Source organism: Microtetraspora niveoalba, from assembly GCF_001570405.1.
GTDB lineage: Bacteria > Actinomycetota > Actinomycetes > Streptosporangiales > Streptosporangiaceae > Microtetraspora > Microtetraspora niveoalba.
In genome coordinates, this window is record NZ_BBYM01000002.1 from 282,109 (window position 1) to 308,572 (window position 26,464).

Annotated in this window: 27 protein-coding genes and 1 pseudogene; 15 read left to right on the plus strand and 13 right to left on the minus strand. The window is 71.0% G+C overall.

Going from position 1 to position 26,464, the window contains the following annotated elements:
* Positions 1 to 336 precede the first annotated feature (336 nt).
* The 3 genes from AWQ70_RS01275 (at position 337) to AWQ70_RS01285 (ending at position 5,397) form a co-directional block, all read left to right on the plus strand.
* Positions 337 to 3,858, plus strand: a complete 3,522-nt coding sequence (locus AWQ70_RS01275) for a pullulanase-associated domain-containing protein (protein WP_245646618.1) — start codon at positions 337 to 339, stop codon at positions 3,856 to 3,858.
* A gap of 318 nt (positions 3,859 to 4,176) precedes the next feature.
* Entirely contained in the window at positions 4,177 to 4,551 is a 375-nt protein-coding gene (locus tag AWQ70_RS01280) for a CBS domain-containing protein (protein ID WP_067168885.1), read from the plus strand.
* A 162-nt stretch (positions 4,552 to 4,713) separates the two neighbouring features.
* Positions 4,714 to 5,397 (plus strand): CBS domain-containing protein, encoded by a 684-nt coding sequence (locus AWQ70_RS01285; RefSeq protein ID WP_067169041.1) that lies wholly within the window; start codon positions 4,714 to 4,716, stop codon positions 5,395 to 5,397.
* A gap of 184 nt (positions 5,398 to 5,581) precedes the next feature.
* Here AWQ70_RS01285 and AWQ70_RS01290 read toward each other — a convergent pair whose 3' ends face one another.
* Entirely contained in the window at positions 5,582 to 6,247 is a 666-nt protein-coding gene (locus AWQ70_RS01290) for a class F sortase (protein WP_067169044.1), read from the minus strand.
* Between the two features lies 1 nt (position 6,248).
* The gene (locus tag AWQ70_RS01295) at positions 6,249 to 6,581 is read right to left on the minus strand and encodes a hypothetical protein (RefSeq protein ID WP_067168887.1); all 333 of its coding nucleotides are present in this window, start codon (positions 6,579 to 6,581) and stop codon (positions 6,249 to 6,251) included.
* Between the two features lie 180 nt (positions 6,582 to 6,761).
* Here AWQ70_RS01295 and AWQ70_RS01300 point away from each other — a divergent pair, with 180 nt between their 5' ends.
* The 3 genes from AWQ70_RS01300 to AWQ70_RS01310 are packed head-to-tail and all read left to right on the plus strand — an operon-like array spanning position 6,762 to position 9,495.
* Positions 6,762 to 7,454 carry a response regulator gene (locus AWQ70_RS01300; RefSeq protein ID WP_169808605.1) on the plus strand — a complete coding sequence of 231 codons (693 nt, stop codon included), beginning with the start codon at positions 6,762 to 6,764 and terminating at the stop codon, positions 7,452 to 7,454.
* The gene (locus tag AWQ70_RS01305; protein ID WP_245646619.1) at positions 7,451 to 8,950 is read left to right on the plus strand and encodes an ATP-binding protein; all 1,500 of its coding nucleotides are present in this window, start codon (positions 7,451 to 7,453) and stop codon (positions 8,948 to 8,950) included. Before AWQ70_RS01300 ends, AWQ70_RS01305 begins: the two co-directional genes overlap by 4 nt.
* Complete coding sequence (locus AWQ70_RS01310) at positions 8,947 to 9,495, plus strand: hypothetical protein (protein ID WP_067168891.1); 549 nt, start codon at positions 8,947 to 8,949, stop codon at positions 9,493 to 9,495. The genes AWQ70_RS01305 and AWQ70_RS01310 overlap by 4 nt, the downstream gene beginning before the upstream one ends.
* 163 nt (positions 9,496 to 9,658) lie before the next feature.
* On the opposite strand, the gene AWQ70_RS01315 is transcribed toward AWQ70_RS01310, so the two are convergent.
* Positions 9,659 to 11,296 carry an AMP-binding protein gene (locus AWQ70_RS01315; RefSeq protein WP_067168894.1) on the minus strand — a complete coding sequence of 546 codons (1,638 nt, stop codon included), beginning with the start codon at positions 11,294 to 11,296 and terminating at the stop codon, positions 9,659 to 9,661.
* A gap of 87 nt (positions 11,297 to 11,383) precedes the next feature.
* Here AWQ70_RS01315 and AWQ70_RS01320 point away from each other — a divergent pair, with 87 nt between their 5' ends.
* The gene (locus tag AWQ70_RS01320; RefSeq protein ID WP_067168896.1) at positions 11,384 to 12,256 is read left to right on the plus strand and encodes a LuxR C-terminal-related transcriptional regulator; all 873 of its coding nucleotides are present in this window, start codon (positions 11,384 to 11,386) and stop codon (positions 12,254 to 12,256) included.
* Here AWQ70_RS01320 and rpmF read toward each other — a convergent pair.
* Genes rpmF through rpmG form a run of 5 tightly spaced genes read right to left on the minus strand, consistent with a single transcriptional unit; the run spans position 12,246 to position 13,468 of the window.
* Positions 12,246 to 12,491: a 50S ribosomal protein L32 gene (rpmF, locus tag AWQ70_RS42335; protein ID WP_084516410.1), complete on the minus strand. Its 246-nt coding sequence runs from the start codon at positions 12,489 to 12,491 to the stop codon at positions 12,246 to 12,248. The two genes, AWQ70_RS01320 and rpmF, sit on opposite strands and share 11 nt — an antisense overlap.
* A gap of 2 nt (positions 12,492 to 12,493) precedes the next feature.
* Positions 12,494 to 12,793, minus strand: a complete 300-nt coding sequence (gene rpsN, locus AWQ70_RS01325) for a 30S ribosomal protein S14 (protein ID WP_067168898.1) — start codon at positions 12,791 to 12,793, stop codon at positions 12,494 to 12,496.
* Positions 12,793 to 13,029 carry a 50S ribosomal protein L28 gene (gene rpmB / locus AWQ70_RS01330; RefSeq protein ID WP_067168900.1) on the minus strand — a complete coding sequence of 79 codons (237 nt, stop codon included), beginning with the start codon at positions 13,027 to 13,029 and terminating at the stop codon, positions 12,793 to 12,795. Before rpmB ends, rpsN begins: the two co-directional genes overlap by 1 nt.
* On the minus strand, positions 13,029 to 13,274 hold the full coding sequence (locus AWQ70_RS01335; RefSeq protein ID WP_067168902.1) for a type B 50S ribosomal protein L31: 246 nt from the start codon (positions 13,272 to 13,274) through the stop codon (positions 13,029 to 13,031). Before AWQ70_RS01335 ends, rpmB begins: the two co-directional genes overlap by 1 nt.
* Positions 13,271 to 13,468, minus strand: a complete 198-nt coding sequence (gene rpmG / locus AWQ70_RS01340; RefSeq protein WP_245646629.1) for a 50S ribosomal protein L33 — start codon at positions 13,466 to 13,468, stop codon at positions 13,271 to 13,273. The genes AWQ70_RS01335 and rpmG overlap by 4 nt, the downstream gene beginning before the upstream one ends.
* 189 nt (positions 13,469 to 13,657) lie before the next feature.
* Between rpmG and AWQ70_RS40945 the strand changes: the two genes are divergently transcribed.
* Together AWQ70_RS40945 and AWQ70_RS01350 are read left to right on the plus strand one after the other, a co-directional pair.
* A complete protein-coding gene (locus AWQ70_RS40945) occupies positions 13,658 to 13,996 on the plus strand; it encodes a GTP-binding protein (RefSeq protein ID WP_067168906.1) in 339 nt (112 codons plus the stop codon).
* A 31-nt stretch (positions 13,997 to 14,027) separates the two neighbouring features.
* Positions 14,028 to 14,561 (plus strand): annotated as a pseudogene (locus AWQ70_RS01350) (HNH endonuclease); the annotation flags it as partial.
* A 260-nt stretch (positions 14,562 to 14,821) separates the two neighbouring features.
* On the opposite strand, the gene AWQ70_RS01355 reads toward AWQ70_RS01350, so the two are convergent.
* A complete protein-coding gene (locus AWQ70_RS01355) occupies positions 14,822 to 15,550 on the minus strand; it encodes a LysR family substrate-binding domain-containing protein (protein ID WP_169808606.1) in 729 nt (242 codons plus the stop codon).
* Between the two features lie 54 nt (positions 15,551 to 15,604).
* Between AWQ70_RS01355 and AWQ70_RS01360 the strand changes: the two genes are divergently transcribed.
* Positions 15,605 to 15,985 (plus strand): DUF5997 family protein, encoded by a 381-nt coding sequence (locus AWQ70_RS01360; RefSeq protein WP_067168912.1) that lies wholly within the window; start codon positions 15,605 to 15,607, stop codon positions 15,983 to 15,985.
* A gap of 429 nt (positions 15,986 to 16,414) precedes the next feature.
* On the plus strand, positions 16,415 to 16,780 hold the full coding sequence (locus AWQ70_RS01365) for a hypothetical protein (RefSeq protein WP_157529831.1): 366 nt from the start codon (positions 16,415 to 16,417) through the stop codon (positions 16,778 to 16,780).
* Here the strand turns inward: AWQ70_RS01365 and AWQ70_RS01370 are convergent.
* On the minus strand, positions 16,702 to 18,213 hold the full coding sequence (locus tag AWQ70_RS01370) for an APC family permease (RefSeq protein WP_067168917.1): 1,512 nt from the start codon (positions 18,211 to 18,213) through the stop codon (positions 16,702 to 16,704). The genes AWQ70_RS01365 and AWQ70_RS01370 overlap by 79 nt on opposite strands.
* Positions 18,214 to 18,530: 317 nt before the next feature.
* Here AWQ70_RS01370 and AWQ70_RS01375 point away from each other — a divergent pair, with 317 nt between their 5' ends.
* The 3 genes from AWQ70_RS01375 (at position 18,531) to AWQ70_RS01385 (ending at position 21,443) form a co-directional block, all read left to right on the plus strand.
* Positions 18,531 to 20,201 (plus strand): flavin monoamine oxidase family protein, encoded by a 1,671-nt coding sequence (locus AWQ70_RS01375; RefSeq protein ID WP_067168919.1) that lies wholly within the window; start codon positions 18,531 to 18,533, stop codon positions 20,199 to 20,201.
* A 322-nt stretch (positions 20,202 to 20,523) separates the two neighbouring features.
* Complete coding sequence (locus AWQ70_RS01380; RefSeq protein ID WP_067168921.1) at positions 20,524 to 21,267, plus strand: Clp protease N-terminal domain-containing protein; 744 nt, start codon at positions 20,524 to 20,526, stop codon at positions 21,265 to 21,267.
* The gene (locus AWQ70_RS01385) at positions 21,264 to 21,443 is read left to right on the plus strand and encodes a hypothetical protein (protein WP_067168923.1); all 180 of its coding nucleotides are present in this window, start codon (positions 21,264 to 21,266) and stop codon (positions 21,441 to 21,443) included. The genes AWQ70_RS01380 and AWQ70_RS01385 overlap by 4 nt, the downstream gene beginning before the upstream one ends.
* Positions 21,444 to 21,701: 258 nt before the next feature.
* Here AWQ70_RS01385 and AWQ70_RS01390 read toward each other — a convergent pair whose 3' ends face one another.
* Positions 21,702 to 22,247, minus strand: a complete 546-nt coding sequence (locus AWQ70_RS01390) for a nuclear transport factor 2 family protein (protein WP_067168925.1) — start codon at positions 22,245 to 22,247, stop codon at positions 21,702 to 21,704.
* A 110-nt stretch (positions 22,248 to 22,357) separates the two neighbouring features.
* Between AWQ70_RS01390 and AWQ70_RS01395 the strand changes: the two genes are divergently transcribed.
* Entirely contained in the window at positions 22,358 to 23,287 is a 930-nt protein-coding gene (locus AWQ70_RS01395) for a transposase (RefSeq protein WP_067168927.1), read from the plus strand.
* 68 nt (positions 23,288 to 23,355) lie between these two features.
* Here AWQ70_RS01395 and AWQ70_RS01400 read toward each other — a convergent pair whose 3' ends face one another.
* Together AWQ70_RS01400 and AWQ70_RS01405 are read right to left on the minus strand one after the other, a co-directional pair.
* Positions 23,356 to 24,609 carry a cytochrome P450 gene (locus tag AWQ70_RS01400; protein ID WP_067168928.1) on the minus strand — a complete coding sequence of 418 codons (1,254 nt, stop codon included), beginning with the start codon at positions 24,607 to 24,609 and terminating at the stop codon, positions 23,356 to 23,358.
* Between the two features lie 56 nt (positions 24,610 to 24,665).
* Positions 24,666 to 26,273 (minus strand): FAD-dependent oxidoreductase, encoded by a 1,608-nt coding sequence (locus tag AWQ70_RS01405; protein WP_067168930.1) that lies wholly within the window; start codon positions 26,271 to 26,273, stop codon positions 24,666 to 24,668.
* Between the last annotated feature and the right edge of the window lie 191 nt (positions 26,274 to 26,464).

Genomic DNA, 26,464 nt, shown 5'->3' on the forward strand with positions numbered 1-26,464 from the left:
CCCGCCGGGACACCGATGTGCTGTCGATTCTTTCACTGCTTGCAGACCTGGACGCATCCGGTTTCGGCGCGCTGCCCCAGCCGCACACGGAGCGATGCCTCGGCCCGCCCGGGGAGCGATGCCCCAGCCGCACAGGGAGCGATGCCTCGGCCGCACGAATAGGCGATGCCCCCGGTCGGACGCGGGATCTGAGACCCGCCGGCCCGGAGCCCCATCCCGTCCGGCAGGAAGGAGCCAGCCGCGCATTTCATGCTTTGCAAATCCTTGCAGCTCTTGCAGAATCGCTGTAGTTTCCGGGAAATCCGTACGAAATCTGAATATGTCCTGGGAGGCTCCGTGCCCCTGCACCCCCCACAACGGCGGCGACGACCGGGAGCGTTCCGGCTGCTCGGTCCGGTGCTCGCCGCGACCCTCGCCGCGCTCCCCCTCCTGCCCGTCCCCCCGGCCTCCGCGTACGGCCTGCGACATGGAGAGCCCGCGCATCCGGTGAGGAGCGGGCCGAGCCGTGCCGGCGAGCCGGGCGACCGGCAGCTCGCCCGCAGCGGCGAACGTCCCGCGCTCAGCCGGGAGCGCTTCTACTTCCTGATGACGGACAGGTTCGCCAACGGTTCCACGGCCAACGACCGCGGCGGATTGACCGGCGACCGCCTCACCACCGGCTTCGACCCCACCGACTCCGGTTTCTACCAGGGCGGCGACCTCGCCGGGATCCTCCGGCGGCTCGACTACATCAAGGGTCTCGGCACCACGGCCATCTGGCTCACCCCGGCGTTCCGGAACCGGCCGGTGCAGGGAACCGGGGCGAACGCCTCCGCCGGGTACCACGGCTACTGGATCACCGACTTCACCCGCGTCGACCCCCACCTGGGAAACAACGCGGACATGAAGAAGCTGGTGCAGGAGGCCCACCGGCGTGGCATGAAGGTCTTCTTCGACATCATCACCAACCACACGGCCGACGGCATCGACTATGCCGAGAAGCAGTACGGCTACCGCGGAAAGAACGCCTACCCGTATCTGGACGCCGACGGCAGGCCGTTCGACGACCGGGACCACGCCGACGGCACGAAGCCCTTCCCGAAGGTCGGCTCGGCCTCGTTCCCCTACACCCCGGTCCCGGTGCCCGGGGTCACCAAGTCACCGGCCTGGCTGAACGACCCGACGATGTACCACAACCGCGGCGACTCCACCTTCGCCGGGGAGAGCTCGCAGTACGGCGACTTCGTCGGCCTGGACGACCTGTGGACCGAACGGCCCGAGGTCGTCAGGGGCATGACCGACATCTACACCACCTGGGTCCGGGAGACCGGCATCGACGGGTTCAGGATCGACACCGCCAAGCACGTGAACATGGAGTTCTGGCGGCGCTTCGCCCCGGACGTCAAGGGCTACGCCAGGCGGCTGGGGAACAAGGACTTCTTCATGTTCGGCGAGGTCTTCACCGACGATCCGACGACCACCTCGCTCTATTCGACCACCGGGGGGATGAGCGCGACGCTCGACTTCCCGTTCCAGGCGGCCGCCCGGGCGTACGCCTCGCAGGGCGCCGGGGCGGCGGTGCTCAGCGCGCTCTACCGGGCCGACGACTACTACACCGACGCCGACTCCAACGCGTACTCGCTGCCCACCTTCCTCGGAAACCACGACATGGGCAGGTTCGGCTACTTCCTCAAGCGGGACAACCCGCGGGCGGGCGACGCGGAGCTGCTGCGCCGCGACCTGCTCGCGCACGAGCTGATGTACCTCACCCGGGGCCAACCGGTCGTCTACTACGGCGACGAGCAGGGCTTCACCGGTCAGGGCGGGGACAAGGCGGCCCGCGCCCCGATGTTCGCGTCGCGGACGGCCGCCTACCTGTCGGACGACCTGATCGGCACCACCGCCACGCACGCCCAGGACAACTTCGTCGCCCGGCACCCGCTGTACCGGGGCATCTCGGCGCTGGCCACGCTGACCGACCGGCATCCGGCGCTGCGGGACGGCGCCCAGATCGAACGGCTCAGCGACGGCGGCGTCTACGCCTTCTCCAGGATCGACGCCGACCGGCGGATCGAGTACGTGGTGGCTCTCAACAACGGCTCCGCCGCGCGGCGGGTGAAGATCCCCACCTACTCGGAGCGGGCCGCGTTCACGCCGATCTATCCGAACGCCGGCGCCCCGGTGACGACCGGAGCCGACCGGACGCTGGACGTGACCGTCCCGGCCCTGTCCGCGGTGGTCTACCAGGCCGGGAAGCCGATCTCCCGGCCTGCGGCGGCGCCCGAGATCACCGTCACCCTGCCGGACGACGGGCTCACCGGCCGCGCCGAGATCACCGCCGACGTGCCCGGCGGGGGCTTCGACCAGGTCACGTTCGCCGCGAAGGCCGGCGCCGGCCCGTGGACGGTGCTGGGCACCGACGACGCCCGGCCGTTCCGGGTGTTCCACGACGTCGGCGGCCTCGCCGCCGGGACGTCCGTGACGTACAAGGCCGTGGTCCGCGACTCGGCGGGCCGGATCGCGTCGGCGGGGGCCTCGGCGACGGTGGCCGCGCGGCCCCCGGCCGAGGAGCCGGGTGAGCAGCGGCGCGACTGGCTGGTGGTGCACTACCAGCGGCCCGGCGGCGACTATGACGGCTGGGGCCTGCAGGCCGACGGCGACGTCGCCCGGCCCTCCACCTCGGACGCGCCGGTGCCGTTCTCCGGAGAGGACGCCTACGGACGGTTCGCCTGGATCAGGCTCAAGCCCGGTGCCGGCGCCGTCACCTTGTCCGTGCGGAACGGCGATCAGCGGGACGGCGCGGCGCGCACCGTCGATCCGGCCCGGAGTGCCGAGATCTGGCTGACCCAGGGCGAGGAGGACGCGGCCACGTCCCTGGCGGAGGCGCGCGGATACGCGACCGTCCACTACCGGCGGCCGGACAAGACGTACGACGGCTGGGGCCTGCACCTGTGGGGCGGCGGGCTCGCCGACGGGACCGCGACAGAGTGGAACGCGCCGCGTCCCGCCGATGGCCGGGACGAATACGGCGTCTACTGGAAGGTCCCGGTCAGGGACGTCGACGCGCCGGTCGGCTTCATCGTCCACAAGGGCGACCAGAAGGATCCGGGTGGTGATCAGTCGCTGCTGCCGTCCGCGCAGCCGGACGGCTGGGTCGACTCAGGCGTCGCGGCGGTGCATCCGACCAGGGCGGCCGCCGACAACGTGGCGATCCTGCACTACAACCGGCCGGACGGCGACTACGAGGGGTGGGGCGCGCACGTCTTTGGGAGCGGCGCGGCCCGGCCGACCGAGTGGGACGCACCGCTGGCCCCGGCGGGCCGCGACGGCTTCGGCGTGTACTTCACGGTGCCGCTGACGGCCGGCGCGTCGAGCGTCAGTTACATCCTGCACAAGGGCGGCGAGAAGGACCTGCCCGACGACCAGGTGCTGGAGTTCCCCGCGTACGGCAACGAGGTCTGGATCCAGGCCGCCACGCCGGGGTACGTGCTGCCGCAGACCGGAGGGCGCGGCCTGGACGCCGACCTCTCCGTCAGCAAGGCCCACTGGATCGATGGCACCACCCTGGCCTGGGACGTCAAGCCGCTCGGCACCGGCGGGTACGCCATGGTCTACTCGCCGAAGCGGGACCTGGCGATCAAGGACGGAGAGCTGGCCGGTGACGTGCACGTGCTCCGGCTGGTGCCCGTGGCGGGCGGGCTGGCCGCCGAGCAGCGGGAGCGCCACCCCGATCTCGCCTCGTACGCCGCCTTCACCGTGGACCCGCGGGACACCGGCCGGGTGGCCGCGGCCGTCGCGGGGCAGCTCGCCGCGACCGAGCGGTCCGGCGACGGGCGGCTGCTCACCGTGACCGGCGTGCGGATCGTGACCGGCGGCTGATCGGCGCGAGCGCGGCAGGGGGCTCGGGGCCCGGCCCGCCGATCAGGCGCGGCCGGGCCCGGAGCCATGCCGGAAGCACGTCCACGTGTGATCCCGGCGGCATGGAGGTCATCAGGGCGGTCGACGAGGATGCGCTCCCCCTCCACGTCGTAGACTCGAAGTCGAATCCAGCACGCACCTTCTCGTCGATGACCAGGCTGGCCGCGGAACGGGGCGGCGAGGCGCCGTCCGGCGCCCGGCAGGGCATGGTTCTTCGGACACGACCTGGCCAGGCCGCCGGCCACAAGGCGATCGAGTGGACGCTCAGACGGGGGAGATATGCGTATCGGCAATGTCTATCGTCCAGTGGTCTTCGGCTGTCGGGCGGACGAACGGCTGTCCGAGGTGGCACGGCGGATGGTGGAGAAGAAGGTCGGCGCTCTGGCCGTGCTCGAAGGCGACCAGGTCACCGGGATAATCACGGAGCGGGATCTGGTGGCGGCGATGGCCGGATCCGCCGACCCGGCCTCGACGAGCGCCGCCGCGTGCGCCTCGACCGAGGTGAAGACCGCGGGCGCGGAGGAGGACTCGCGCGAGGTCGCCCGCAGGATGCTGGACGCGGGCATCCGCCACCTGCCTGTGGAGCAGGACGGACGCATGGTCGGCATGGTGTCGATGCGCGATCTGCTCGCACTGGAGACCTGGGCGTCCTAGAGCCGCGCCGCGGTTCGGCCGAGCCGTGACCGGCGCCGCGCAGGAAGCTCCCGCTCGGCGACCTCGCCGTCTCCCCTGCTGCCGACGACGGGGCGTTCCCCTCCGGCCGCGCCGGTCGAGCCCTCGGGGACAGCGGCTCGGCTCGACCGGGAGGAGTCGATGATGCACAAGAAGGTACGGGACGTCATGACCCGGGAGGTCGCGTCCGTCAACGGCAGCACCCCTTTCCGCGACGTCGCCGAGGTGCTGATGGCGCACGGAGTGAGCGCCGTCCCGGTCGTCGACGGCGAAGGCCACGTCATCGGCGTGATCTCGGAGGCCGATCTTCTCCGTAAGGAGGAGTTCAGGGAGCAGTACTACCAGGAGGCCTACCAGCCGCCGCTCCGCGTGCGACTCCGCGAACGCCTCGGCGGGCAGGACACGGCGGACAAGGCCCGCGGGCACACCGCGGCGGAGCTGATGACCGCTCCCGCCGTCACGGTCAGGCCGTACACGAGCATCGTGGGCGCCGCCCGGTTGATGGGCCAGAAGGGCGTGAAGCGGCTGCCCGTCGTCGACGACGACGGACGGCTCGAGGGGATCGTCAGCCGGCACGACCTCCTCAAAGTCTTCGTACGCGGCGACGACGACATCGCCCGCGAAGTGCGCGAAGAGATCGTCGAAGGCGCCCTGTGGGCGGACACGTCCGCCGTCCACGTGCTGGTGTCCAACGGCGTGGTGACCCTTCGCGGCCGGATGGAACGACGCAGCGACGCGCGCGTCCTGGTGCGGATGACCGAGCGGGTCAACGGCGTCATGGACGTCGTCGACGAACTGGGATGGACGGAGGACGACGTCTCCGGCTGAGCCGGCGGGTCTCGCCCGATGGCGACCGCGGCCACACGGGCGGGCCTTCGGCGTCCGTATGCTCACCGTGATCCCCTCACGCAGGCCGGAGGTCGGCCGGCGCTCGGGCGACTGACACCCCTGCCGTCCCAGAGGGGAAGGTCCCATCGGCGCGAGCGGCCGCCGAACCGCGGCGACCTGCCCGTCACCGGGTCGCGAGACGGGCGTAGAGGATGACGTTGTCGGTGTAGTGGCCGCGCCGGCGGTCGAACACGCCGCCGCAGGTCACCAGGCGCAGGCCCGCGTGGTCCAGCGGGCCGTACACGCGGCGGGTGGGGAAGCGGCTCTTCGGCGTCATCTCCACCGACTCGACCACGAACGTGGCCACCGAGCCGTCGGCGCGGCCGACCTCGACGGTGTCCCCGGTCCGCATGCGGCCGAGGTCGTAGAAGACGCCCTTGCGGCCTCCGCCGTCGACATGGCCGAGGATGACCGCCGCCCCGCGCTCGCCGGGGGTCGCCCCGTGCGCGTACCAGCCGGCCTCCTCCGGGTGCTCCACGGGCGGGATCTCCACCGTGCCGTCGGGGTTGAGCCCGAGCCGTCCGAGCGCGACGTGGACGCCGATCTTCGGGATGTCCAGGCGGCGCGGCTCGGACGGCCCGAGCACGGGAGCCGCGGTGGAGGAGACCCGCTCCCCCGCGGCGGCCGTTCCCTCGGCGGTCGCCGCGGTCTGGGCGGTCACGGGCGGCGGGGCCGGAGGACCGCCCGCCGGCAGGACCCCGCAGCCCACGAACACGGCGCCGGCCACGACGACGGCGGCGGCCGCCACGCCCAGGGCGCGACGGCCGCCGCCGGTCCTCTCGTCCGGCATGTCAGGCACCGGCGCGCGACCTGCGGCGCAGCGCCAGCACACCCATCCCGGCCCCCGCGGCGAGAAGGACGGCGCCCGCCGGAACCAGCACGGTCGACGTGTCCGAGGGGCCGCCGCCGGTCTCCGGGGCGCCTCTCGGCACGAGGCGAGGCTGCGAGGTCGGGGCGGGCTTCTCCGCGTCCGGGGACGCCGGCTCGGCCGACGGCACGGGCGAGGGGAAGAGCGAGGGTTCGGCGGCCGACGGCCGGGTGTCCGCCATGGCGGGGGCCACGGGCGCGGCCAGGACGGCGACGCCGAGCGCCGAGGCGGCCAGCGCGGTACGGATGAGTCGCATGCTTCCTCCTTGCGCGGCGGCGTGGCGGAAGGATCCCCACGACGCGCACGCAGACCGTTGATCAGGAACGGCGTCGATGCTGGCAGGGGAATGTCCGCCGGCCATGACCGGAATGTCATGAGCATGTAATGGATGTCGGCATTCGCAGGAAGAAGAGGCGGCGTACCGGATACTTGACGGGTGGCCCGAGTGATGCTGATCGAGGACGACCATTCCGTACGGGAGAGCCTGCGTCTGTCATTGGGCCGGAACGGGCACGACGTCGAGGTCGCGCGGACCGGCGAGGAAGGACTCCGACGCCTGTCGGCCGCCCCCGCCGACATCGTGGTGCTCGATCTGATGCTTCCCGGGCTCGACGGATTCGAGGTGTGCCGCCGCATCCGCGCCGGGGGTTCCACGCCGATCGTCATGCTCACCGCCCGCGGCGACGACCTCGACGTGGTCAGCGGCCTGGAGGCGGGCGCCGACGACTACGTGGTGAAGCCGGTACGTCCGCGCGTGCTGGAGGCGCGGATCCGCGCGGTGCTGCGGCGCGGAGGGCCCGCCGCGGCGGCGGCCTCCGCCTCGGCCGGCCCGGAGACCCACGGCGACCTGGCCATCGACCGGGGCTCCCTCACCGTGTCCAAGGCCGGAGCCACGATCGCCCTGCCGCCGATGGAGCTGCGGCTGCTGCTGGAGCTGTCGGCGGCCCACAGCCAGGTGTTCAGCCGCCAGCAGCTCCTGGAGTCGGTCTGGGAGCTCGACTTCCTGGGCGACTCCCGGCTGGTGGACGCGTGCGTGCAGCGGCTGCGCGCGAAGATCGAGGACGTTCCCTCCAAGCCCCGGTACATCCAGACGGTGCGCGGGTTCGGGTACCGGTTCGGTCCCCTGTGAGGCGAGATCGCGGGGACGCCCGGCTCTCCGGCCGGCTCTCCGGCTGGGTGCGCGGGCTGCGCCCCCGGCTGATGATCGTCTGCGTGCTCCTCGCGGTGCTCAGCGCCGTGACCGCCGCCGGGCTGGTGTACCGCCAGGCGCGCGACCTCATGCTGGCCCGTACGGAATGGTCGCTCGTCAACGAGTTCCGGCTGCGCGTCGCGACGCTCACCGAGAACATGCAGCACCCGCCGGACCGGCCGGCGCTGCAACGGCTGGCCAACGGCGTCGCGCCCTCGTTCCTGGAGGCGACCGGGGCCGCCGCCTACCGGGGCGGGGGGCTGGTCGCCTCGGGCGACGACACGGGCGCGATCACTCCCGAGCTGCGCCGTACCGTCCTCGACCGCGACCGCCTCTTCCACCAGCGCGTCGTCAGGTCCGGCACGCCGTACCTGGTGGTCGGCACGCCGGTGATGCTCGGCAAGCAGGCCACCTCCTCGGGCGTCGAGGTGTACCTCGTCGTCTCCCTCGCCAAGGAGCAGCGAGAGGAGGAGCTCCTGGTCACGGCCGCGAGGAACGGCGCGATCCCCGTCGTGCTGCTCGCCGTGGCGCTCGCCCTCGTGGCGGCGCGCGGCGTCCTGCGTCCGGTCCGCGACCTCGACCGGGCGGCGCGCAGGCTCGGCGCGGGCGAGCTGGACACACGCCTGAAGGCGACCGGCGGCGACGAGCTGGCGCGGCTGGTCAACACCTTCAACGCCACGGCCGCCGCCCTGGAGGCGAACGTCTCCGAACTGCGCAGCATGGAGGTCCAGGCCCGCCGGTTCGTCGCCGACGTGTCGCACGAGCTGCGCACCCCGCTGGCGTCCATCCTCGCGATGGCCGACATGTTCGAGGAGGAGGCCGGCCACCTGGAAGGCGACCTGGAGAAGGCGGCCCGCCTGATGAACCTCGAAGTCGGCAGGCTGGTCCGGCTCGTCGAGGACCTCATGGAGATCTCCCGGTTCGACGCCGGCGCGGCGAAGCTGGTCCTGGACGACGTCGACACGGCGGACGCGATCCGCGCCTGCCTGCGGACCCGGGGCTGGACCGGCCGGGTGGGCCTCGACCTGCCCGCCGGCGTGCGGATCCGGATGGATCCGCGCCGATTCGATGTCATCGTGGCGAACCTCGTGGGCAACGCCCTCCGCCACGGCGCGCCCCCGGTCACCGTACGGCTCCGCGCCGAGGCCGAGACCGTCGTCATCGAGGTGCGGGACGCGGGCGACGGGGTGGACCCGCGGATCCTTCCGCACGTCTTCGACCGTTTCTCCAAGGCCGACGAGGCGCGGACCAGGTCGGACGGAAGCGGCCTCGGGCTCGCCATCGCCCGCGAGAACGCCCGCCTGCACGGCGGCACGATCGAGGTCGCCAACCCGCCGGAAGGCGGGGCCGCGTTCACCCTCACGCTGCCCCGCCATCCGCGGCCGCCCCAGACCGATCCCGACGACGCCTCTCCGGTCGGGAGGCGCGAGCCGTGATCTCCCGTACCCGCCGCGCGGCGGCGGCCCTCGCGGTGGTCGCCGTGGCGTCGACGGCGGCCGGCTGCGGCATCGCCCCGACCGGCGTCAGGGACGGAGGCGAGCCCGCGGTCGGGTTCCGCCCGAGCGTCCGGCTGTACTTCGTGTCGGGAGCGCGGCTTCGGGCCGTGACCCGCCCCATCCCGTCGCTCACCCTGAAGGAGACCCTCGACCTGCTGCTGGACGGGCCGAGCGCCGACGAGCGCGAACGGGGGCTGCGCACCGACCTGATCACCGGCGTACACGGGCCGCTGAAGCTCAGCGCGGGCCGCGCGAGGGTCCTGATCACGCTCCCGCCGCCCCAGCCGACTCCGACGCGGGCACCGGAGCTCTTCCCCACCGACGACACCCGCCCTGACCTGTCGAAGGGCCAGCTCACCTGCACCGCCGCGGGCGCGGTCGCCGCGCGTGAGAACATCGACCCCGACGCGGTCACCGTCGTCTTCCGGCAGGGGGAAGGCGGCCGGACCGAATCGTTCCACTGCTCGGAATTCCCCCGAGGCTAGATTCCGCCCCTTTCTGACAGGAGCCCCGGCAACGCGCGGGCGGTCGAGCAGGACCTCGTGCGGGTGCTGCCGGACGCCTGCCTTCTGCCACTCCGACGGCGCGTGCCGGCTGAAGGTGCGGCGGCCCACGATCCGCCGGGTGACGGATGGGCCGCCGGAACGGTCAGGCGTTGCGGATGCGGGCCGCGTCGTGCAGGTCGAGGATCTCGACGGCGCGCTCGCGCATCTCCACCTTGCGGATCTTTCCCGTGACCGTCATGGGGAACGCGTCCACGACATGGACGTAGCGCGGGACCTTGTAGTGGGTGAGCCGCCCCGCGCAGAACTCCTTGACGTGTGCGCCGGTGAGCGGCTCGGTTCCCGGCCGCATGACGATCCAGGCCATGAGCTCCTCACCGTACTTCTCGTCCGGAACACCGATCACCTGGACGTCGGCGATGTCGGGATGGGTGTAGAGGAACTCCTCGATCTCGCGCGGGTAGATGTTCTCGCCGCCGCGGATCACCATGTCCTTGATCCGGCCCACGATGTTGACGTACCCCTCGGCGTCCATGACGGCCAGATCGCCGGTGTGCATCCAGCGGGCGGTGTCGATCGCCTCGGCCGTGGCGTCCGGCTGCTCCCAGTATCCGAGCATGACCGAGTACCCCCGGGTGCACAGCTCCCCGGTCTCGCCGCACGGCAGCGTCAGGCCCGACACGGGGTCGACGACCTTGACCTCGATGTGCGGCATGGCACGGCCGACCGTCTCGGTACGGCGGGCCAGCCCGTCGTCGCGCCGCGTCATCGTCGACACCGGCGAGGTCTCCGTCATGCCGTAGCAGATCGCCACCTCGCTCATGTTCATCTCGGCGACGACGCGCTTCATCACCTCGACCGGGCAGGGCGAACCGGCCATGATCCCCGTACGCAGGGTGGACAGGTCGAAGGCGGCGAAATCCGGGTGACCGAGCTCGGCGATGAACATGGTGGGCACGCCGTACAGGGAGGTGCAGCGCTCCTGCTCGACGGCGCGCAGCGTGAGCTCGGGGTCGAAGCCGGGTGCGGGAAGCACGATGCACGAGCCGTGCGAGGTCGCGCCCAGGTTGCCCATGACCATCCCGAAGCAGTGATACAGCGGGACCGGCAGGCAGACCCGGTCGGCCTCGGTGTAGCCGACCAGCTCGCCCACGAAGTAGCCGTTGTTAAGGATGTTGTGGTGCGACAGCGTGGCTCCCTTGGGGAAGCCGGTGGTGCCCGAGGTGTACTGGATGTTGATCGGGTCGTCGAAGGCCAGCGTCGCCGCCCGTTGCCGCAGGACGGCAGGGTCGCTCCGCCTGCCGCTCTCGACCAGGTCGTCCCATCCGCGCTCGCCGATGAACACGACGTCCGAGAACCCGATCTCGGCGATCATCGCCCGGTAGTCGCTGCTCCGGTGCGCGACCGCGCTGACCAGCAGCCGCATCCCGGACTGTCGTACCACGTAGGCGAGCTCATGGCTGCGGTACGCCGGGTTGACGTTGACGAGGATCGCGCCGATCTTCGCGGTGGCGTACTGCACGAGCACCCATTCGGCGCAGTTGGGCGCCCAGATGCCGACCCGGTCGCCCTTGGCGACGCCGCGGGCCATCAGTCCGAGCGCGACCTCGTTCACCGCGGCGTCGAACTCGGCGTACGTCCAGCGGCGCCCGGTCGCCACGTCCACCAGCGCCTCGCGATCACCGAAGCGCGCCACAGTGCGTTCGAGGTTCTCCCCGATCGTCTCCCCGAGCAGAGGGACGTCCGAAGTGCCGGAGGAGTACGAGAGAAGTAAGTCGCCCATGGAGGCAGCATCGGCACGGACGCGATGGCCTACTACCCCCGTTCGGGGGATGGCTCCAACCAGCAAATCTCATTACATTCCCGTGCTATGGCCGTAACACACGCACCGGTCAGCAACCCGGAACACGAACGCGAGGCGCTGCACGTCGCCCTGGCGAGGATGCGCCGAGTGACGGGACTTCCCGTCGCGTTCGGCGGTGCGGTGTCAGCCGGGCGGCGGGACGTACGGCTCACGGAGTTCACCGGGACGCTGACCGGCGCCCTGCGGGGCCTGGTCATCGGCGCCGGCAACGGACTCGGCGGCCGGGTGCTCGTCACCGCGCGCCCCGGCAGCGTCGACGACTACGCCACCGACGTGCGGATCAGCCATGAGTACGACCAACCCGTGATCGCCGAGGGGCTGCGGGCGATCGCGGCTGTGCCGGTCACGATCGACGGCTCGGTGTTCGGGGTCCTGTACGGCGGGACCCGCGAGTCGCTGTCGCTCAGCACCCGCCTGCTGGACGCGATGACGCAGGTCGCCCTCCGCATGAGCATCGAGCTGACCGTACGGCGCGAGGTCGAGCGCCGGATGGTCGACCTGGAGACGGCCGCGATCATCCGCGCCGCGCGTGAGGCGCCGACCGCCCCGGAGTGGGAGGAAGTCCGCCAGGTGCACGCCCAGCTGCGGTCGATCGCGCAGGAGATCGCCGATCCCGCACTCCGTCTGCGCCTCCAGGACGCCTGCGACCGGCTGGCGCGCTCCAACAGCGGGCCCCTTCGTGAGAACCCGCTGTCGCCGCGAGAGCTGGACGTGCTGGCCCTGGTCGCGGTGGGGTGCGGCAACGCCGAGACGGGGCGCCGCCTCGGCATCCTCCCCGAGACGGTCAAGAGCTATCTGCGCACCATCATGCGCAAGCTCGGCACCCACAGCCGGATGGAGACCGTGATCGTCGCCCGGCGCTCGGGGTTCATGCCGTAGCCGCCGAGCGGTCCGTCGCCGGTGCTTCCGTCGGGACCACCGCGGCGAACCAGGCTCGAACCGGACCACCTCCGCACCACCCGGGAGGCCGCCGGTACGCGCGGACAAGACGCCGGGGACCCAGCAGGTCCTGCCCGTTCACAGTGATCGGGACGAGGTCGGGCACGACCGCCTTCCACCGACTACGGCGATGCCGCGTGTTGCTGCGCGAAGTCCTGCGCTTGGGCACGGCCACGGCTACCAGCTCGCCTTCGTGACGCCGGGGAGCTCGCCCCGGTGGGCCATCTGCCGGAAACGGATCCGGGAGAGCCCGAACTTGGTCAGGTGGCCTCGAGGCCGCCCGTCGACGGAGTCGCGGTTGCGCACGCGGGTCGCGCCGGCGTCACGCGGCTGCCGGCTCAGGTCCCGCACGGCGTCCGCCCGCTGTTCCGGCGTGCCGGTGCGGATGACCTCCTTCAACCGGGCACGCCGCTCGGCGTAGCGGGCCACGACGGCCTTGCGCCGCTCGTTGGCCGCGATCTTGCTCTTCTTGGCCATCAGATCCTCTCCCCTCGGGCTCGGATCTGGGCGACGGCCTTCTCGATGCCGATCCTGTCGATGGTCTTGATCGCCCGGGCGCTGAGCGTGAGCCGCACGAAGCGGCCCTCGCTCGGCAGCCAGTAGCGGCGGTTCTGGATGTTGGGGTTCCACCGCCGCCGGGTGCGGCGGTGGGAGTGGGAGACGTTGTTGCCGAAGACCGGCCTGAGGCCGGTGAGCTGGCAGTGAGCGGGCATCAGCTCCTCCCGTAGCGCTGGTTGAACCGCTCGACGCGGCCGGCGGTGTCCAGGACGCGGCCGCGGCCGGTGTAGAAGGGGTGGCTCGCGGAGGAGACGTCGACGTCCACCACCGGATACGTCCTGCCGTCGGTCCACTCGATGGTCTTGTCGCTGGTGATCGTGGAGCGGGTGAGGAAAGCGACGTCCGCGCTCGGGTCACGGAAGACGACTGGGTGGTAGTGGGGGTGGATGGCCTTCTTCATCGTTCCTCCCGGAAGGTGACGTGCTGTCGGACGATCGGGTCGTACTTGCGGAGCGTGAGCCGGTCCGGGGCGTTTGGCCGGTTTTTGGTGGTCACGTACGTGTAGCCGGTCCCGGCGGTCGAGCGGAGCTTGATCACCGGTCGGAGTTCGTTTCTGGCCCAGTCGGATCCTTTCTGGTCGCCAGGTTGTGTAATGATAACGACAACGGTTTTCATTCCCGCAACTGGAGGATCAGTGTCCACCCCCGTCGTCCTCGTCGCGGGCCTGCACGCCTCGGCCCGCACGGCGACCGTCGACCGACTGTTGAACGAGCACTACTGGAGTACGCCACAGGGCTGGTCCTGCACGGCGGCGACGAGGAGGACGCCGAACTCTCCCGGGCGGTGCTCTCCCACCTCGCCCCCGTAACGCCGGTCCACCCGATCGACGGGCTCCCCGACCTCACCGGCACCGCCCTGTGCACCGCGGAGCTGGCGGAACGCGTCGATCCCGCGACCGCCCAGCTTCCATGCGAGGCCGAGGACGACGAGATCACGACCGTGGTGTGGCATCGTGTCCGCCCGCTGCATCCCGCCCGCCTGTTCGAGGCCGTGGACGAACTGGTCACCTCGTCGGTCCGCTCACGCGGGAGGTTCTGGCTGGCGACCAGGCACCCAGGTCTGTGGGTAGGGGCATGCTCCGGCAACGGCGGTAAGGCGGGCGAGCCCTGGTACGCAGGATGAAGATCACCGTAAGGTGACGGACATGGACTGAGTCGAGCGGGTCGCCGACATCCGGCGCTGGACGCGGGGCGGCGAACGCGCTCCGCACAAGCCCCTCCTGCTGCTCTACGCCCTCGGCCGCTTCCAACGCCACGTCGGGCAGAACATCCGGGCGCGTTCGACGATCCGGCGGGACCCCGCCTTCCGCGAGAACGTGCTCATGGCTTACGAGTACTGCTGCGCGTTCTGCGAGTACGACGGATGGCTGGACGGTACGGTCGTCGGCCTCGACGCCGCCCACGTCCGCTGGTGGGCATTCGACGGGCCCGACGACGTCGCCAACGGCCTGTGCCTGTGCGCGATCCACCACAAACTCTTCGACAAAGGCGTCCTCGGTCTCACCCCCGACCGGACGATCAGTGTCTCCGCGAAATTCGTCGGCCGAACGTCGGCGGCCAAGGATGTGGTCCTCGCCCTGGCCGAACGCCCCGCGCGCCCCCCACAACCGGGGCTCGCCCCTGTCGACGCCGCGCACATCGAATGGCATCGGCGCCAGGTCTTCCGTGCCCCCGCCCGCAGCGGGTGACAGCTCTCCATCGACGTCGACGAGGCATTCCCCGTACCACCATGTATTTCGTCCTGACCATTCCTGACCATCAGGACGACCCGGTCATCCCCCGGACGCAGGCGGCAACCGGTTACCGGTGATGCACCTTCGTCGTTGCGCCGGAACTCGTGCACGACTTCGATCAGCCCGGCGATATGGGCGTTGAACTCCGCCAACTCCTCGGCGGGGCCCCACAGTTCGAGGATGTCCCCGCCGAACCGGAGGTTCGGAGCCTCAGGTCACCGAGGCCGGAAACCCTTCCCTCTACGGCGGGCCGGCGCGGCCCGGCGGCCGGAGCCGTTCTGTGCGGGTTTTTGCGCCTGCCGCCGTACCGGTTTCTCGGCAGGGGAGGCGGGGGTACGGCCCCGCGAGCTGTTCACTGTCCGGCCACGGACGATGCCGATGAAATCTTCCACCAGATCGGTGGTCGCGTCCGTGGGCCAGGCCAGCGCGACCTGAGACTGCGGCGCGTCCAGCATCGGCCGGTAAGTGAGATCCCTGCGATGGTGGAGGCGTGCCAGCGACTGCGGAACCAGGAGAAGTCCGGCGCCGGCCGCTACCAGCTCGACCGCGCCCGCCGTTGTGGCCGGGCGGGTGAACGCGGGCAGCCCGGGTCGGACCGCCCACTCGATGGTGTCGTCCAGAGGATGGAACACCTCGTCGTCGGTCAGGTCGGTGGTGGTCACCTCGTCGGCGGCGGCCACCGCGTGGTCCTTGGGCACCACGACCACCGTGGTCTCCACGTAGAGGGGAATCACGCTGAGCCCGTCCCGGTCGACCGGCAGCCGTACGAATCCGGCGTCGGCGCCGCCATCCCGCAGGAGTCCCACCACCTCGGCGGCGGAAACCGCGACCAGGGTGATCGGCACGCCCGGCATCCTCTCGGTCCAGACGTTGACCCATTTCGCGGGTGTCACCCCGGGCACGTACGCCAGCCGGAACACCCTGCCGGTCTCCCCATCAGTCACTTCCTCAGGGTACCGATGTCAGGGAAACCCGTTCCGACTGACTACTCTTGGCGCATGACCTCGCCCAAACCGAAGACCATCCAGACGATGAAGCCCGCGACCGCGGCCAAGAAGCTGGGTGTCCTCCTCTCGGCCACTCCCGCCGAGTTCCAGGCAGGTGTCGTCTCCAGGGACGAGCTGAACGAATTGCAGTCGAGGCCACCCGCCTGGCTCACTGATCTGCGCCGCAACGGCCCGCACCCCAAGCAGGTCATCGCCGCGAAGCTCAGGGTCTCCATTTCCGGCCTGACCAGAGGCGGGATCACCGGCCCGCTCACCACCGCCGAGATCGACGCGCTGAAAGCGGAGAACCCGCCGTGGCTGGAGCGCGAGCGGTCCATCCAGGCCGAGACCCGCAAAGAGGCACTCCGCCTCAAGCAACGCGAGACAGCCTGAGATCCTGCACATCTCCGACCCGAGACGAACCCGTCGAATGAGCCGCGCTTGCTCCGCACGGGGGATGGCCTCCAGCGGCTGCACCAGCGGGGTGACGTCGTTGCGGTTGCCGCGGGTCACGATGACGGCGAGAGGGATGCCGGTGGCGTGGGTGATCAGGTAGTGCTTGCTGCCTGATCTGCCTCGGGCGACAGGGCTCGGGCCGGTCTGCACCCCCTTCGCGGGCAGAGGTTCGCGGTTCAGCAGGCCCGTGGCGTGGCCATGACCGTGCTGATGCCGCTACGCGATCGTGACCGATGCGTCGTAGGTTGACTGCCCGTGACTGACGCGGAAAGATCCCCGGCTGCGGAAGAGTCAGGCCTGCCGGTGCCCGATTCCGGGAGGTTGAAGTCCCGGCGCCGCGGGTGGCAGCTGCCCGTAGCGGCCGGCGTGATCCTGTCTCTGGTGGCCGCGACCGGCGTGTACGCGATGACCGCGTTGAGCGGGAGCGGTGTTCAACCGCAGGAGGTTCTTCCCGCCGAGGCGATCGGCTACGCCCGGCTCGACTTCGACCCGGCGGCGAACCAGAAGCTCGCCTTCCTCAGCTTCATGCGGAGATTCGACGCCATGAAGGGTCAGGGCGGCGACCCCCGCGCGGCGCTGGTGAAGCTGCTCGGCGCCGTCCCCGGGCAGGGGCCCGCGGCGCGGGCCGTGGGGGTCCGGTGCTCCTGTGGATGTCAGTTGCGCTCGACCGTGTCCTCCAGGACGATGCGGCCGATGATGGCGAACGTCGCCGGTTTGCGGATCTTGAGGTAGATCGCCAGCCCGGCGCCCAGCGCGGCGAAGCCGAGCGTGATCCACGGGATGAGGGAGAAGAACAGCGTCTTGGACGCGTCGCCGGCCGCGGCCTCCTGGTTCTGGAAGAGGAGCAACACCACGTACGCCATGGAGAGCCCCCCGGCCAGCGGAAAGAGCAGGGTGCGCCACCAGGAGGCGGTCTCGGGGTGCTTCCTCTTGACGTGGAAGTAGCCGATCACCGAGAACGAGCAGAGCGTCTGCACGATCAGGATGGCAAGCGTGCCGAGTACGGCGAGCAGCGTGTACATGTGGATGTAGGGGTCCATGCCGGCCAGGAAGAAGGCCAGCACGATGACGACCGAGATCGCGGTCTGCAGGAATCCCGCGATGTACGGGGACCCGTGTCTGGGGTGGGTGCGGCCCAGCGTGGAGCGCGTCCCGGGGATGAGGTTCTCGCGTCCGATGGCGTACAGGTAGCGGGACGCGCAGTTGTGGAAGGCCATCGAGCAGGCGAAGGATCCGGTCAGGATGAGGATCTTGAACAGGTCCACGGCCCAGGCGCCCAGCATCTCCTGCGTGGGGGTGAAGAAGATCCCGGCGAACTCCTTGGCCGCCTTCTCGGGGGCCGTGACACCGTTGGCGGCGACCGTCATCCACGACACGAAGGTGTAGAAGAGGCCAACGCCGACCACCGAGATGATGGTGGCCTTGGGGATGATCCTCTTCGGGTCGCGCGACTCCTCGCCGTACATCGCGGTGGACTCGAAGCCGACCCAGGACCAGAAGCACATGAACAGGCCGAGACCGACCGCGCCTCCCTCCAGGCCGGTCACCTGGAAGGCCCGGACGGGGTTGAGCGTTCCGGCCATGAGCCCGTCGGGGCCGCCGCCGTGCAGGAGCGTGGCGGTGGCGCCCAGGCCGAGCATCAGGATCTCGGTGACCAGGAAGACGCCGAGCACCTTGGCGGTGAGGTTGATGTCGAAGTAGGTCAGGATCGCGTTGAGCGCCAGGCCGAGCGCGGCGAACCAGAGCCAGTGCACGTCCACCCCGGCCAGGCTCAGGAACGTGTCGTGGGCGGAGTAGGCGAAGAACCCGATGATGGACGCCTCGAACACGACGTACGCCATGGTCGCCAGCAGACCCGCGACCATGCCGGCGATCTGCCCGAGCCCGTGGGAGATGTAGCCGTAGAAGGCGCCGGCGGAGGTGATGTGCCGGGCCATGGCGACGTAGCCGACGGAGAAGACCGTGAGGACCGCCGTGGCGACCAGGTAGCCCGCCGGCACGCCGAGGCCGTTGCCGAAGCCGATGACGATGGGGACGTTGCCGGTCATGGCGGTGATGGGAGCGGCGGTGGCGACCGCCATGAAGACGACGCCCACCAGGCCGACGGCGTTCCTGCGAAGGCGATGAACCCCTTCGTCGACGGCCGGCTTCTCGATGATGCTCAATACGGTGCGCCCTTCTGGAGTCAGCGCGAGCTGGGGTGGGCGCGATGATTACAGCGGACGGAGCCGACATACCAGCGTGATCACCGCCGCAATGTTGACATGTCGTAAGAAGTGCAGCACTGCGCCGCCGGGGTGCCGGACATGTATCCGGTCGGATGCCCTCCGGCCCCGTCACGCGCGATCTATCACATCGCCGCCCGGAAGAGACGCGGGCGTCATGTCAATTGATGGCAGTGGTCAGCTACAGGTTGCCAACTTCTCCCGGCGGCTCTCGATCTTCAGGCTGGGCGGCAACACGATCAGGAGGGACACCCCCCATGGCCCGAACCTCTTCTCTGCGTGCGCTCAAGCGGCTGGCCTCCGAACACGCCGACTCCCGCCGTCTCGGCATCCCCGTCGACGAGCTGCGCGGCCTGCGCGCCGCGGCCGCGGCCGAGCCGCGCGGCATCGCCCGGCGCGAGCTGCTCCGGCGGGCCGCCGCCGTGGGTCTCGGCGTTACCGCGCTCGCCGCGCTGCCGCGACCGGCCCGTGCCGACGACGTCCTCACCACGGCCGCCAAGCCGCCCCGGCCGGCCAGGGTCGCCGTGATCGGGGCGGGTATCGCCGGCCTGACCGCCGCGCTGACCCTGCGCGACGCCGGAGCGACGCCCATCGTCTACGAGGCCAACCCGACCCGGGTCGGCGGCCGCATGTACTCACAGCGATCGCTGTGGACCGGGGGCCAGACCTCAGAGATCGGCGGCGAGCTGATCGACCAGGAGCACAAGAAGATGCTCGAACTGTGCCGGCGCTTCGGCCTGACCACGGTCGACTTCGCCGGGTCCGGGCCCAACGGCGCCGAGGAGATCCTGCACTTCGCCGGCGGCTACTATCCGCGTACCCAGGCCGACGCGGATTTCAAGGTGATCTACCAGGCCCTCCACAGCGACCTCATCGCGGCCGGCGAGGTGAAGTGGAACAGCAGCACGGCGGCGGGCACCGCGCTCGACAACATGTCCCTGTACGAATGGATCGAGTCCCGAGTGCCGGGCGGGCACTCCTCCGTCCTGGGCCGGTTCCTCGACGTCGCCTACAACGTGGAGTACGGCGCCGACACCGTGGACCAGTCGTCGCTCGCCCTCGTCCTGCTGATGGGCTACCAGCCCAATCCGGGCCACTTCAACGTATGGGGCCTGTCGGACGAGCGCTACCACATCGTCGGCGGCAACGACCAGTTGCCCAACGCCATCGCGGCCGCGTTGCCCTCCGGGTCCATCCAGATGGGATGGAAGCTCCTGGCGGTGCGGGCCAACTCCGACGGCACCCAGACCCTGACGTTCGACAACGGCGGCACCACCAAGACAGTCACGGCCGACCACACGATCATCACCGTGCCACTGCCGATCCTGCAGGGCCTGGACCTGTCCCGGGCCGGCTTCGACAGCCGGATGACGGCCCTGCTGCGCGACGCGCGCATGGGCTACTGCACGAAGCTCAACATGCAGTTCTCCAGCCGGCCGTGGGTCGGCACCGGCCCCTGGCCCGGCGTGTCGTCCGGGGACTGCTTCACCGACATGTCCTTCCAGCAGTGCTGGGACACCACCAAGGGCCAGCCAGGATCCTCCGGCATCCTCATCCAGTACGGCGGGGGCGGCCTGGCCCGCGCGCTCAACCCGTCGACGCCGTTCCCGACCGCCGACGACCGCTACGTGCGCTCGCTGGTGACCTCGACACTCACGCAGATCAACCAGGTCTACCCGGGCACCGGAGCCGTGTGGACCGGACGCGCCCAGCTGTCGGCCTGGCACAAGAACCCCTACTCGCTGGGCGCCTACTCGTACTGGCCGGTCGGCTACCTGCACAGGTACGCGGGCTACGAGGGCACCGCCCAAGGCAACGTGCACCTCGCCGGGGAGCACACGTCCTACGACTTCCAGGGCTACATGAACGGCGGGGCGACCGAGGGCGCGCGCGCCGCCCAGGAGGTGCTCGCCGCGCTGCGCGCCTGACCGTGGCGCCGACCACTCTGGGGGCCGGCGCCACGGCCTACGCCGTTCCGTCTCGATGCCCGCGCTGTGGCATGGCCGGCCCCTCGCGCGGGGCCGGAGCGCGCGGCCTCGCGTGGCGCGCCGTCCCCTCTCAGGAGGCGAGCGCGTCCGTGGCCGGCCCTCAGGTCTGCGCGCTCGTCACCGCGATCGTGGCGACGCTGCTGATCCACCTGCTGCCCAACGGCCGAGCACGTAGCGGCGATCGTCGTGGCGAACCTAACCCCATTGGGGGTATACATATAGAGTAACCCCGCAATAACCCCACGTGCGAAGGGACGGGGCCGTGCCGAAGATCAACGTCTACCTGCCCGACGAACTCGCGGAGGCGGTCAAGGACACCGGCGTACCGGTGTCGGCGATCTGCCAGCGCGCGCTGGAACAGGCGGTGCGTCGGATCGCCGCCATCCGGCAGACCGCCCTGGGCGAACTCGAAGCCGACGATCTGGACGAACGGCTGCCGCGATTCACCGCACCGGCCCGCACGGTCGTGAAGCTCGCGATCGACCGGGCACGAGCCGACGCCGCACCGAACGTCGGGACCGGGCACCTGCTCGCCGGAATGCTGGCGGAGGGAAAGAACCTGGCGTTGCACGTGCTCCGAGCGGTCGAGATCGATCCCGCCCAGGTCCAGCGCGACCTGGAACGGCACGCGGGCAGCGAAGACGGCGGCGCCGAGGGGAACTCGTCCGTTCACTTCAGCGCCCCGGCCGCCGGCGCGCTCGAACTGACGGTCGTCGAGGCGACAGGTCTCGGCCACAACTACGTCGGCTGCGAGCATCTGCTCCTGGGCCTGATCACCGAGCCCGACGGCACCGCCGGTCAGGTGCTGCGGGCACTCGGCGCCGAGCCCCGGCTGGTGCGCCGGGCCGTGACGGCGGCCCTGGCCGGCTACGTGCACCTGCGCGCCCAGACCGCCGCCGATCCGGCGCAGGCGCTGGCCGCCGCGGTGCACCAGCAGGTGCGGCCGCTCATCGAACGCATCGAGAGGCTGGAGCAACGCCTCGGCTCCGCGCGCGAGCAGGGATGACCACGCCCGTGGGCGGGTCGATCCGGGGGCGCCGCGACGGACGTTCGCCGGCGGCGCCCCACCCTGCGGGGCATCGGCGGCGCGCCGCCCGGCCCGCTCTCCTCGCCGGGCTCAGGTGGTCCGCCGTGGCCCTCTTCTGGCTGCTGTTGCTGCCGCCCCTGCTCGACGTCCGCTGACTGTTGGACGGAGCCGGCGAGCTGGAAGCCTCGTGCCCAGCGAGACAACCGCCGCGGGCGTGGCTCGGCCGGTGGACGCCCGATCGGGCTCGACAAGGAGCACTACACGAGGCGCAACGTCGTCGAGCGGGCGATCGACCGGCCGAAGAACTTCCGGCCGTGACCGCCCGCTGTGACAAGCGCGCTTACATCTGTCTCGGCACCGCGACCGTGGCAGCTCTGGTGACCCGGCTCCGCACGTGATCCGAGAAACAGGACCTAGCCGTCGAGGGAGGCGATGTCGCCGGAGCCGAGCTTGCGGTCCGCGATGCCGGCGAAACCGTTGCGGTCGCTGTAGCTCTCCTCGCCGATGATGCGGCCGTGCTCGTCGATGGGCCACACGATCGCCATCCGGCTCTCGTACAGGTAGTACGCGTCCGGATCGTCGACCTCGATGCCCATGGCGAGCAGCGTGCGTCCGGGGTAGGCCATCCGCATCAGCCCGTCGGTGACCACGCAGTCACGGTCGACCGCGAGCCGGTCGACGTCGTACTGGAGCTGGGTGGCGCCCGAGGCGATGAAGTCGCTGTAGTAGGCGCGGATCTCGGCGTGGCCACGCGGGCGCATCCCCGGCATGTCCGGCGCGCCGAGGCGATAGGCGGGGCTGTCGCTGAGCGTTGCCATCAGGGCGTCGAGATCTCCCCGGGCTTCGGCCTTGGAATGGGTGATGACGATCTCCAGGTTCCTGTGCAGTATCGGGTCGGTCTCCCGCGCAAGCCGCTCCTCCAGCGCCGCCCACGACTTCCTCGGGTCGATGACAACCATCCCGATCTCCCTTCATTGTGTATGCCGTAGACCGTAACATCGGTCACATGACACAGGCAACGAGTTCCTCCCCGGTCGTTCGACGCGCCCGCCGGACCGTACGGGACGTCTTGTTCGCCGCCCGGAGCATCCTCGACGAGGGCGGCCTGGAGGCCTTGACCATGGCCGCGACGGCCAAGCGGCTCGGAGTGACGCCGATGGCGATTTACCGCCACGTCAAGGACAGGGACGCGCTGCTCGCCGGAGTGTCCGGCCTGGTCCTGGAGGAGGTGGGAAACACCGGGTCAGCCGAGATGCCGTGGGACGAGAGCGTCGTGCTCTGGATGCGGGACGTGCGACGCTGCATGGTCCACCACCCCTGGATCGCTCAGCTGTTCGCCTCGCACGCGCGCCTCTCACCCGCATGGGCCGCAGCGCTCGACCGACTCCTGGCCGCGCTGGAACGCGGCCCCTTGGACGACACCGCACGGGCGGACACGTTCGTCTGGATCGCCCGTACGACCGTGGGGGTGGTGCTGCTGGAGGCCAAGTCCCCGCTCGCGAACGCGGGTCACGACGTCGCGGAGGCGCTCGCGGACGCCGTGCCGGGCGCGTCGGGCCGCTGGGCCCGCATCGCCGCCCGGATGGACGCCTACCACGACGACGACCTGTTCGACGATCTCGTCCGCCACACGCGGGCTCGCCTGAGCGCAAACCCACAAAGGGACTGTTTCATGAAACAGTCCTCGACGGCCGAGGCGCCGGGCGAGCACGACCTGTCGGACATGGAGTGGGAGCGCGTCGCCCCGCAGCTGCCGGCCAATAGCGGCCGGGGCCCGCACTGGGTGGACCATCGCGCCGTTATCGACGGGATCCGGTTCCACGAACGCACCGGGATCTCCTGGCGGCAGATACCTGCCCGCTATGGGCACTGGCGCACGATCTATGGCCGGTATCGACGATGGACTCGCGACGGCACCTGGCAACGCATCACCGCGACGCTTGCACCTGACACCCAAGGAGCGGAGGTCAGACGCCGAACGCCGCCGGGTAGCGGATGACGCCGCTCGGGACCGGCCGCTCAGGGGCGAGGAGGAGCGCCCGCGCAGCCCGTCCACGGGACCCGGCGTCAGCTGCCATCGGCGATGGCGACGCCCACCGTCGTCGCGGGGGCGACGCCGTCGAACTCGATGTGGAGGTGGCGAGGTCCGCGCAGCGCCGCGTTCTGCCGGTACGGTGGCGGATCGGCGACCAGCCGGGGGTTCTCCAAGCGGCGCGCGAGCTCGGACAGCGCGAGCTGGGTCTCCAGCCGGGCCAGCGGGGCGCCGAAGCAGAAGTGCACGCCGCCGCCGAAGCCGAGGTGCTCCTTGTCCTCCCGGTCCGGATCGAACCGGTCGGGGTCGGGGAAGCGGCCGGGGTCGCGGTCCGCGGCGGCGAGCGCCAGCGTGATGCGGGCGCCCTTGGGGATGGTGGTGCCGGCGATCTCGATGTCGTCCAGAGCGGTGCGCACGGGCGGCATGTGCACCGGCGGCTCGTAACGCAGCAGCTCCTCGATGACGGCGTCGACACGATCGGGTTCGCGGCGCAGCCTGTCGAGCTCGGCAGGGTGGCGCAGCAGGGTCAGCATCCCGTTGGCGATCAGGTTGACGGTGGTCTCGTGCCCGGCGACGAGCAGCAACGCGGCGGTGCTCAGCAGTTCCTCCCGCGACATGCGCCCTTCGGCGTCGTCGGTGACCAGCGCGGACAGCAGGTCGTCGGACGGCTGCCGCAGGCGCGCGTCGGCCAGCTCGTCCAGATACGCGCGCAGCTCCGTGCCGGCGGCGACACGCCGCCGCTCCACCGCTTCCCCGGCTCTCGGGTCGAGCGTCTCGACCAATGCCTCGGACCACGCGCGGAAGCGCGGTTCGTCCTCGGTGGGCACGCCCAGCAGCCTGCAGATCACGATGACCGGCAGCGGGTAGGCGAAGGCGTCGACGACGTCGACGCGGTCCCGGCCGGCGAAGGCGTCGATCAGACGGGTGACGGTCTCACCGACCTGGCGCCGCATGCCCTCGACCCGGCCCGGCGAGTGGGGCGGTCCGAAGTGCCGCATCGCCAGCCGCCGGAGCCGGTCGTGCTCGGGCGGGTCACGCCGGATGAAGGCGGGCGGCAGGCCGGGCAGGCTCTCGTCGCCCGGCGGCGAGCCGCCCTCCGGCGGCTCCGGCCGGATCGAGCTGATCCGGGGATCGTGCAGCAGCGCGACGATCTCCCGGTAGGTGCTCACCACGTAGCCGCCGTCCTTCCGCCGCATGACCGGCGTCTCGCGCAGCTCGGCGTACAGCGGGTAGGGGTCGGCGCGGTTCGCGTGATCCAGGATCCGGTCGAAGACGCAGGTCTCGGCCATGACGACGCTCCTCGGCTTCGGGACTTCTCCGGCTGGGGTCGGGGGCGGGCGCGGGATCACTCGGGACGGCGCACCAGGATGGCCCGCCGCTCGCCCGGGTCATGGCCGGTCACCACCACTGTGGCGCCCTGGGCGACCGCGACGCGCGGCGGCACCTCCGCCGGGACCGGTTCCATGACGGCCGGCCTGCCCACCATGGCGAAGTCCGGCGGGAACGGCGCGGCCTGCTCGATCAGCCGCTGGTAGAACTCCAGCCACATGGCCTGGTCGAAGGTGACGGCGGCGGTGATGCGCCCCCGGTACCCGTAGGCGGCGACGAAGCGGCGCTCGGCGACCGACCCCTGAGTGATCACGACCCCGTCCGCGAACGTCGGAACGCCGACGGATTTGATGTTGACGCCGAACTGGCTGGACCAGAACACCGGCAGGGCCAGATGCGCCCACCGCCGGGTCTGGTCGCTGACCATGTTGTGCGCCGCGATCTCGGCCTGGGCGACCGCGTTGCCCCAGTGCTCCAGAGCCAGGAACTGGTATTCGTACGACGGGTGCGGAAATCGGGCGATGTCCCCGGCGGCGAAGATGTCGTCGGTGACCACGCCGTTGATGTCGAAGACGCGGCAGCCCGCGTCGCAGCCCACACCCCAGACGCCGGCGGCCAGCCCCGCGCCCTCCAGCCAGTCGACGTTGCGGACCGCGCCGAGCGCGACCACCGCCATGTCCACCTCGAGGGTGGCGCCGTCGGACAGGCGCGCGGCGCGCAGCCGCCCCTCGGCGTCTCCTTCGAGCGCCGTGACGGTGGTGTCGCAGCGCAGGTCCACGCCGTGCTCGCGCTGCATCTCCCCCGCGATCGCGCCGATCACCCTGCCCAGCGCCCCGAACAGCGGGACCGGTCCCCGCTCGGCGACCGTGACCGGCCGGTCCAGCTCCCGGCAGACGGAGGCGACCTCCGATCCGGCGAAGCCGCCGCCGATGACCAGCACCCGCCCGGTCCCGGCGGCGAGCCGCGCCCGCAGCCGGATGGCGTCCTCGATCGTACGGAGCACGTACACGCCGTCGAGGGCGGCCTCCGCCTCGTTCGGCCACGGCCGGGCGCGGACGCCGGTGGCGATCAGCAGGCGGTCGAACCCGATCTCCCGGCCGTCGGCGAGGCGCACCCGCTTGCCGGTCAGGTCCAGGCCGGTCGCCCGCTGCCCCAGCAGCCATTCGGCGTCCAGTTCCGCGAGCCGGGGCAGCATGGTGTGCTCGACGGGCACCTGACCGGCCAGCACCTGCTTGGACAGCGGCGGCCGGTCGTACGGCTCGTGCGTCTCGTCGCCGATCAGGGTCAGCGAACCGGCGAAGCCCTCCCTGCGCAGCACCATCGCGGCCCGCAGGCCGGCCAGCGAGGCTCCCACGATGACGATGCGCCCGTTGCGTTTGAAGCCGTCTCCGGCGTCCGGATATACCTGGGGGCCGCGTCCGGCGGCACGGGCGGCGAACCGGTCGATATGGATCGCCTGGACCGGGCAGGCCGCCTTCGCCCGCAGCACCCGCGCACGCTGCTCGTCGCTCGGATCGGGGTCGTAGAGCAGGGCCTCCTGCCCGTGCATCGTGAAGACGTCGGGCGCCGCGAAGACGCATTGCCCGTATCCCTGGCATCGGGTGAGATCGACGACGACTCGCATCGGGCCTCCTGTACGCGAGCGGTGCGCGCTTCGAGCGGCGGCGGACCGCGCGGAAGGCCGCGCCACCCGGTCATGGACACATACGGAAGGCAGCGCGATCCGGTCATGACCGCCTCGCTACCGCGTATCGGGCAACCGGTACGACCGCCCGGCGGAACGCCGCGGCGAGCCCGTCCCGATATGAGGCGCAC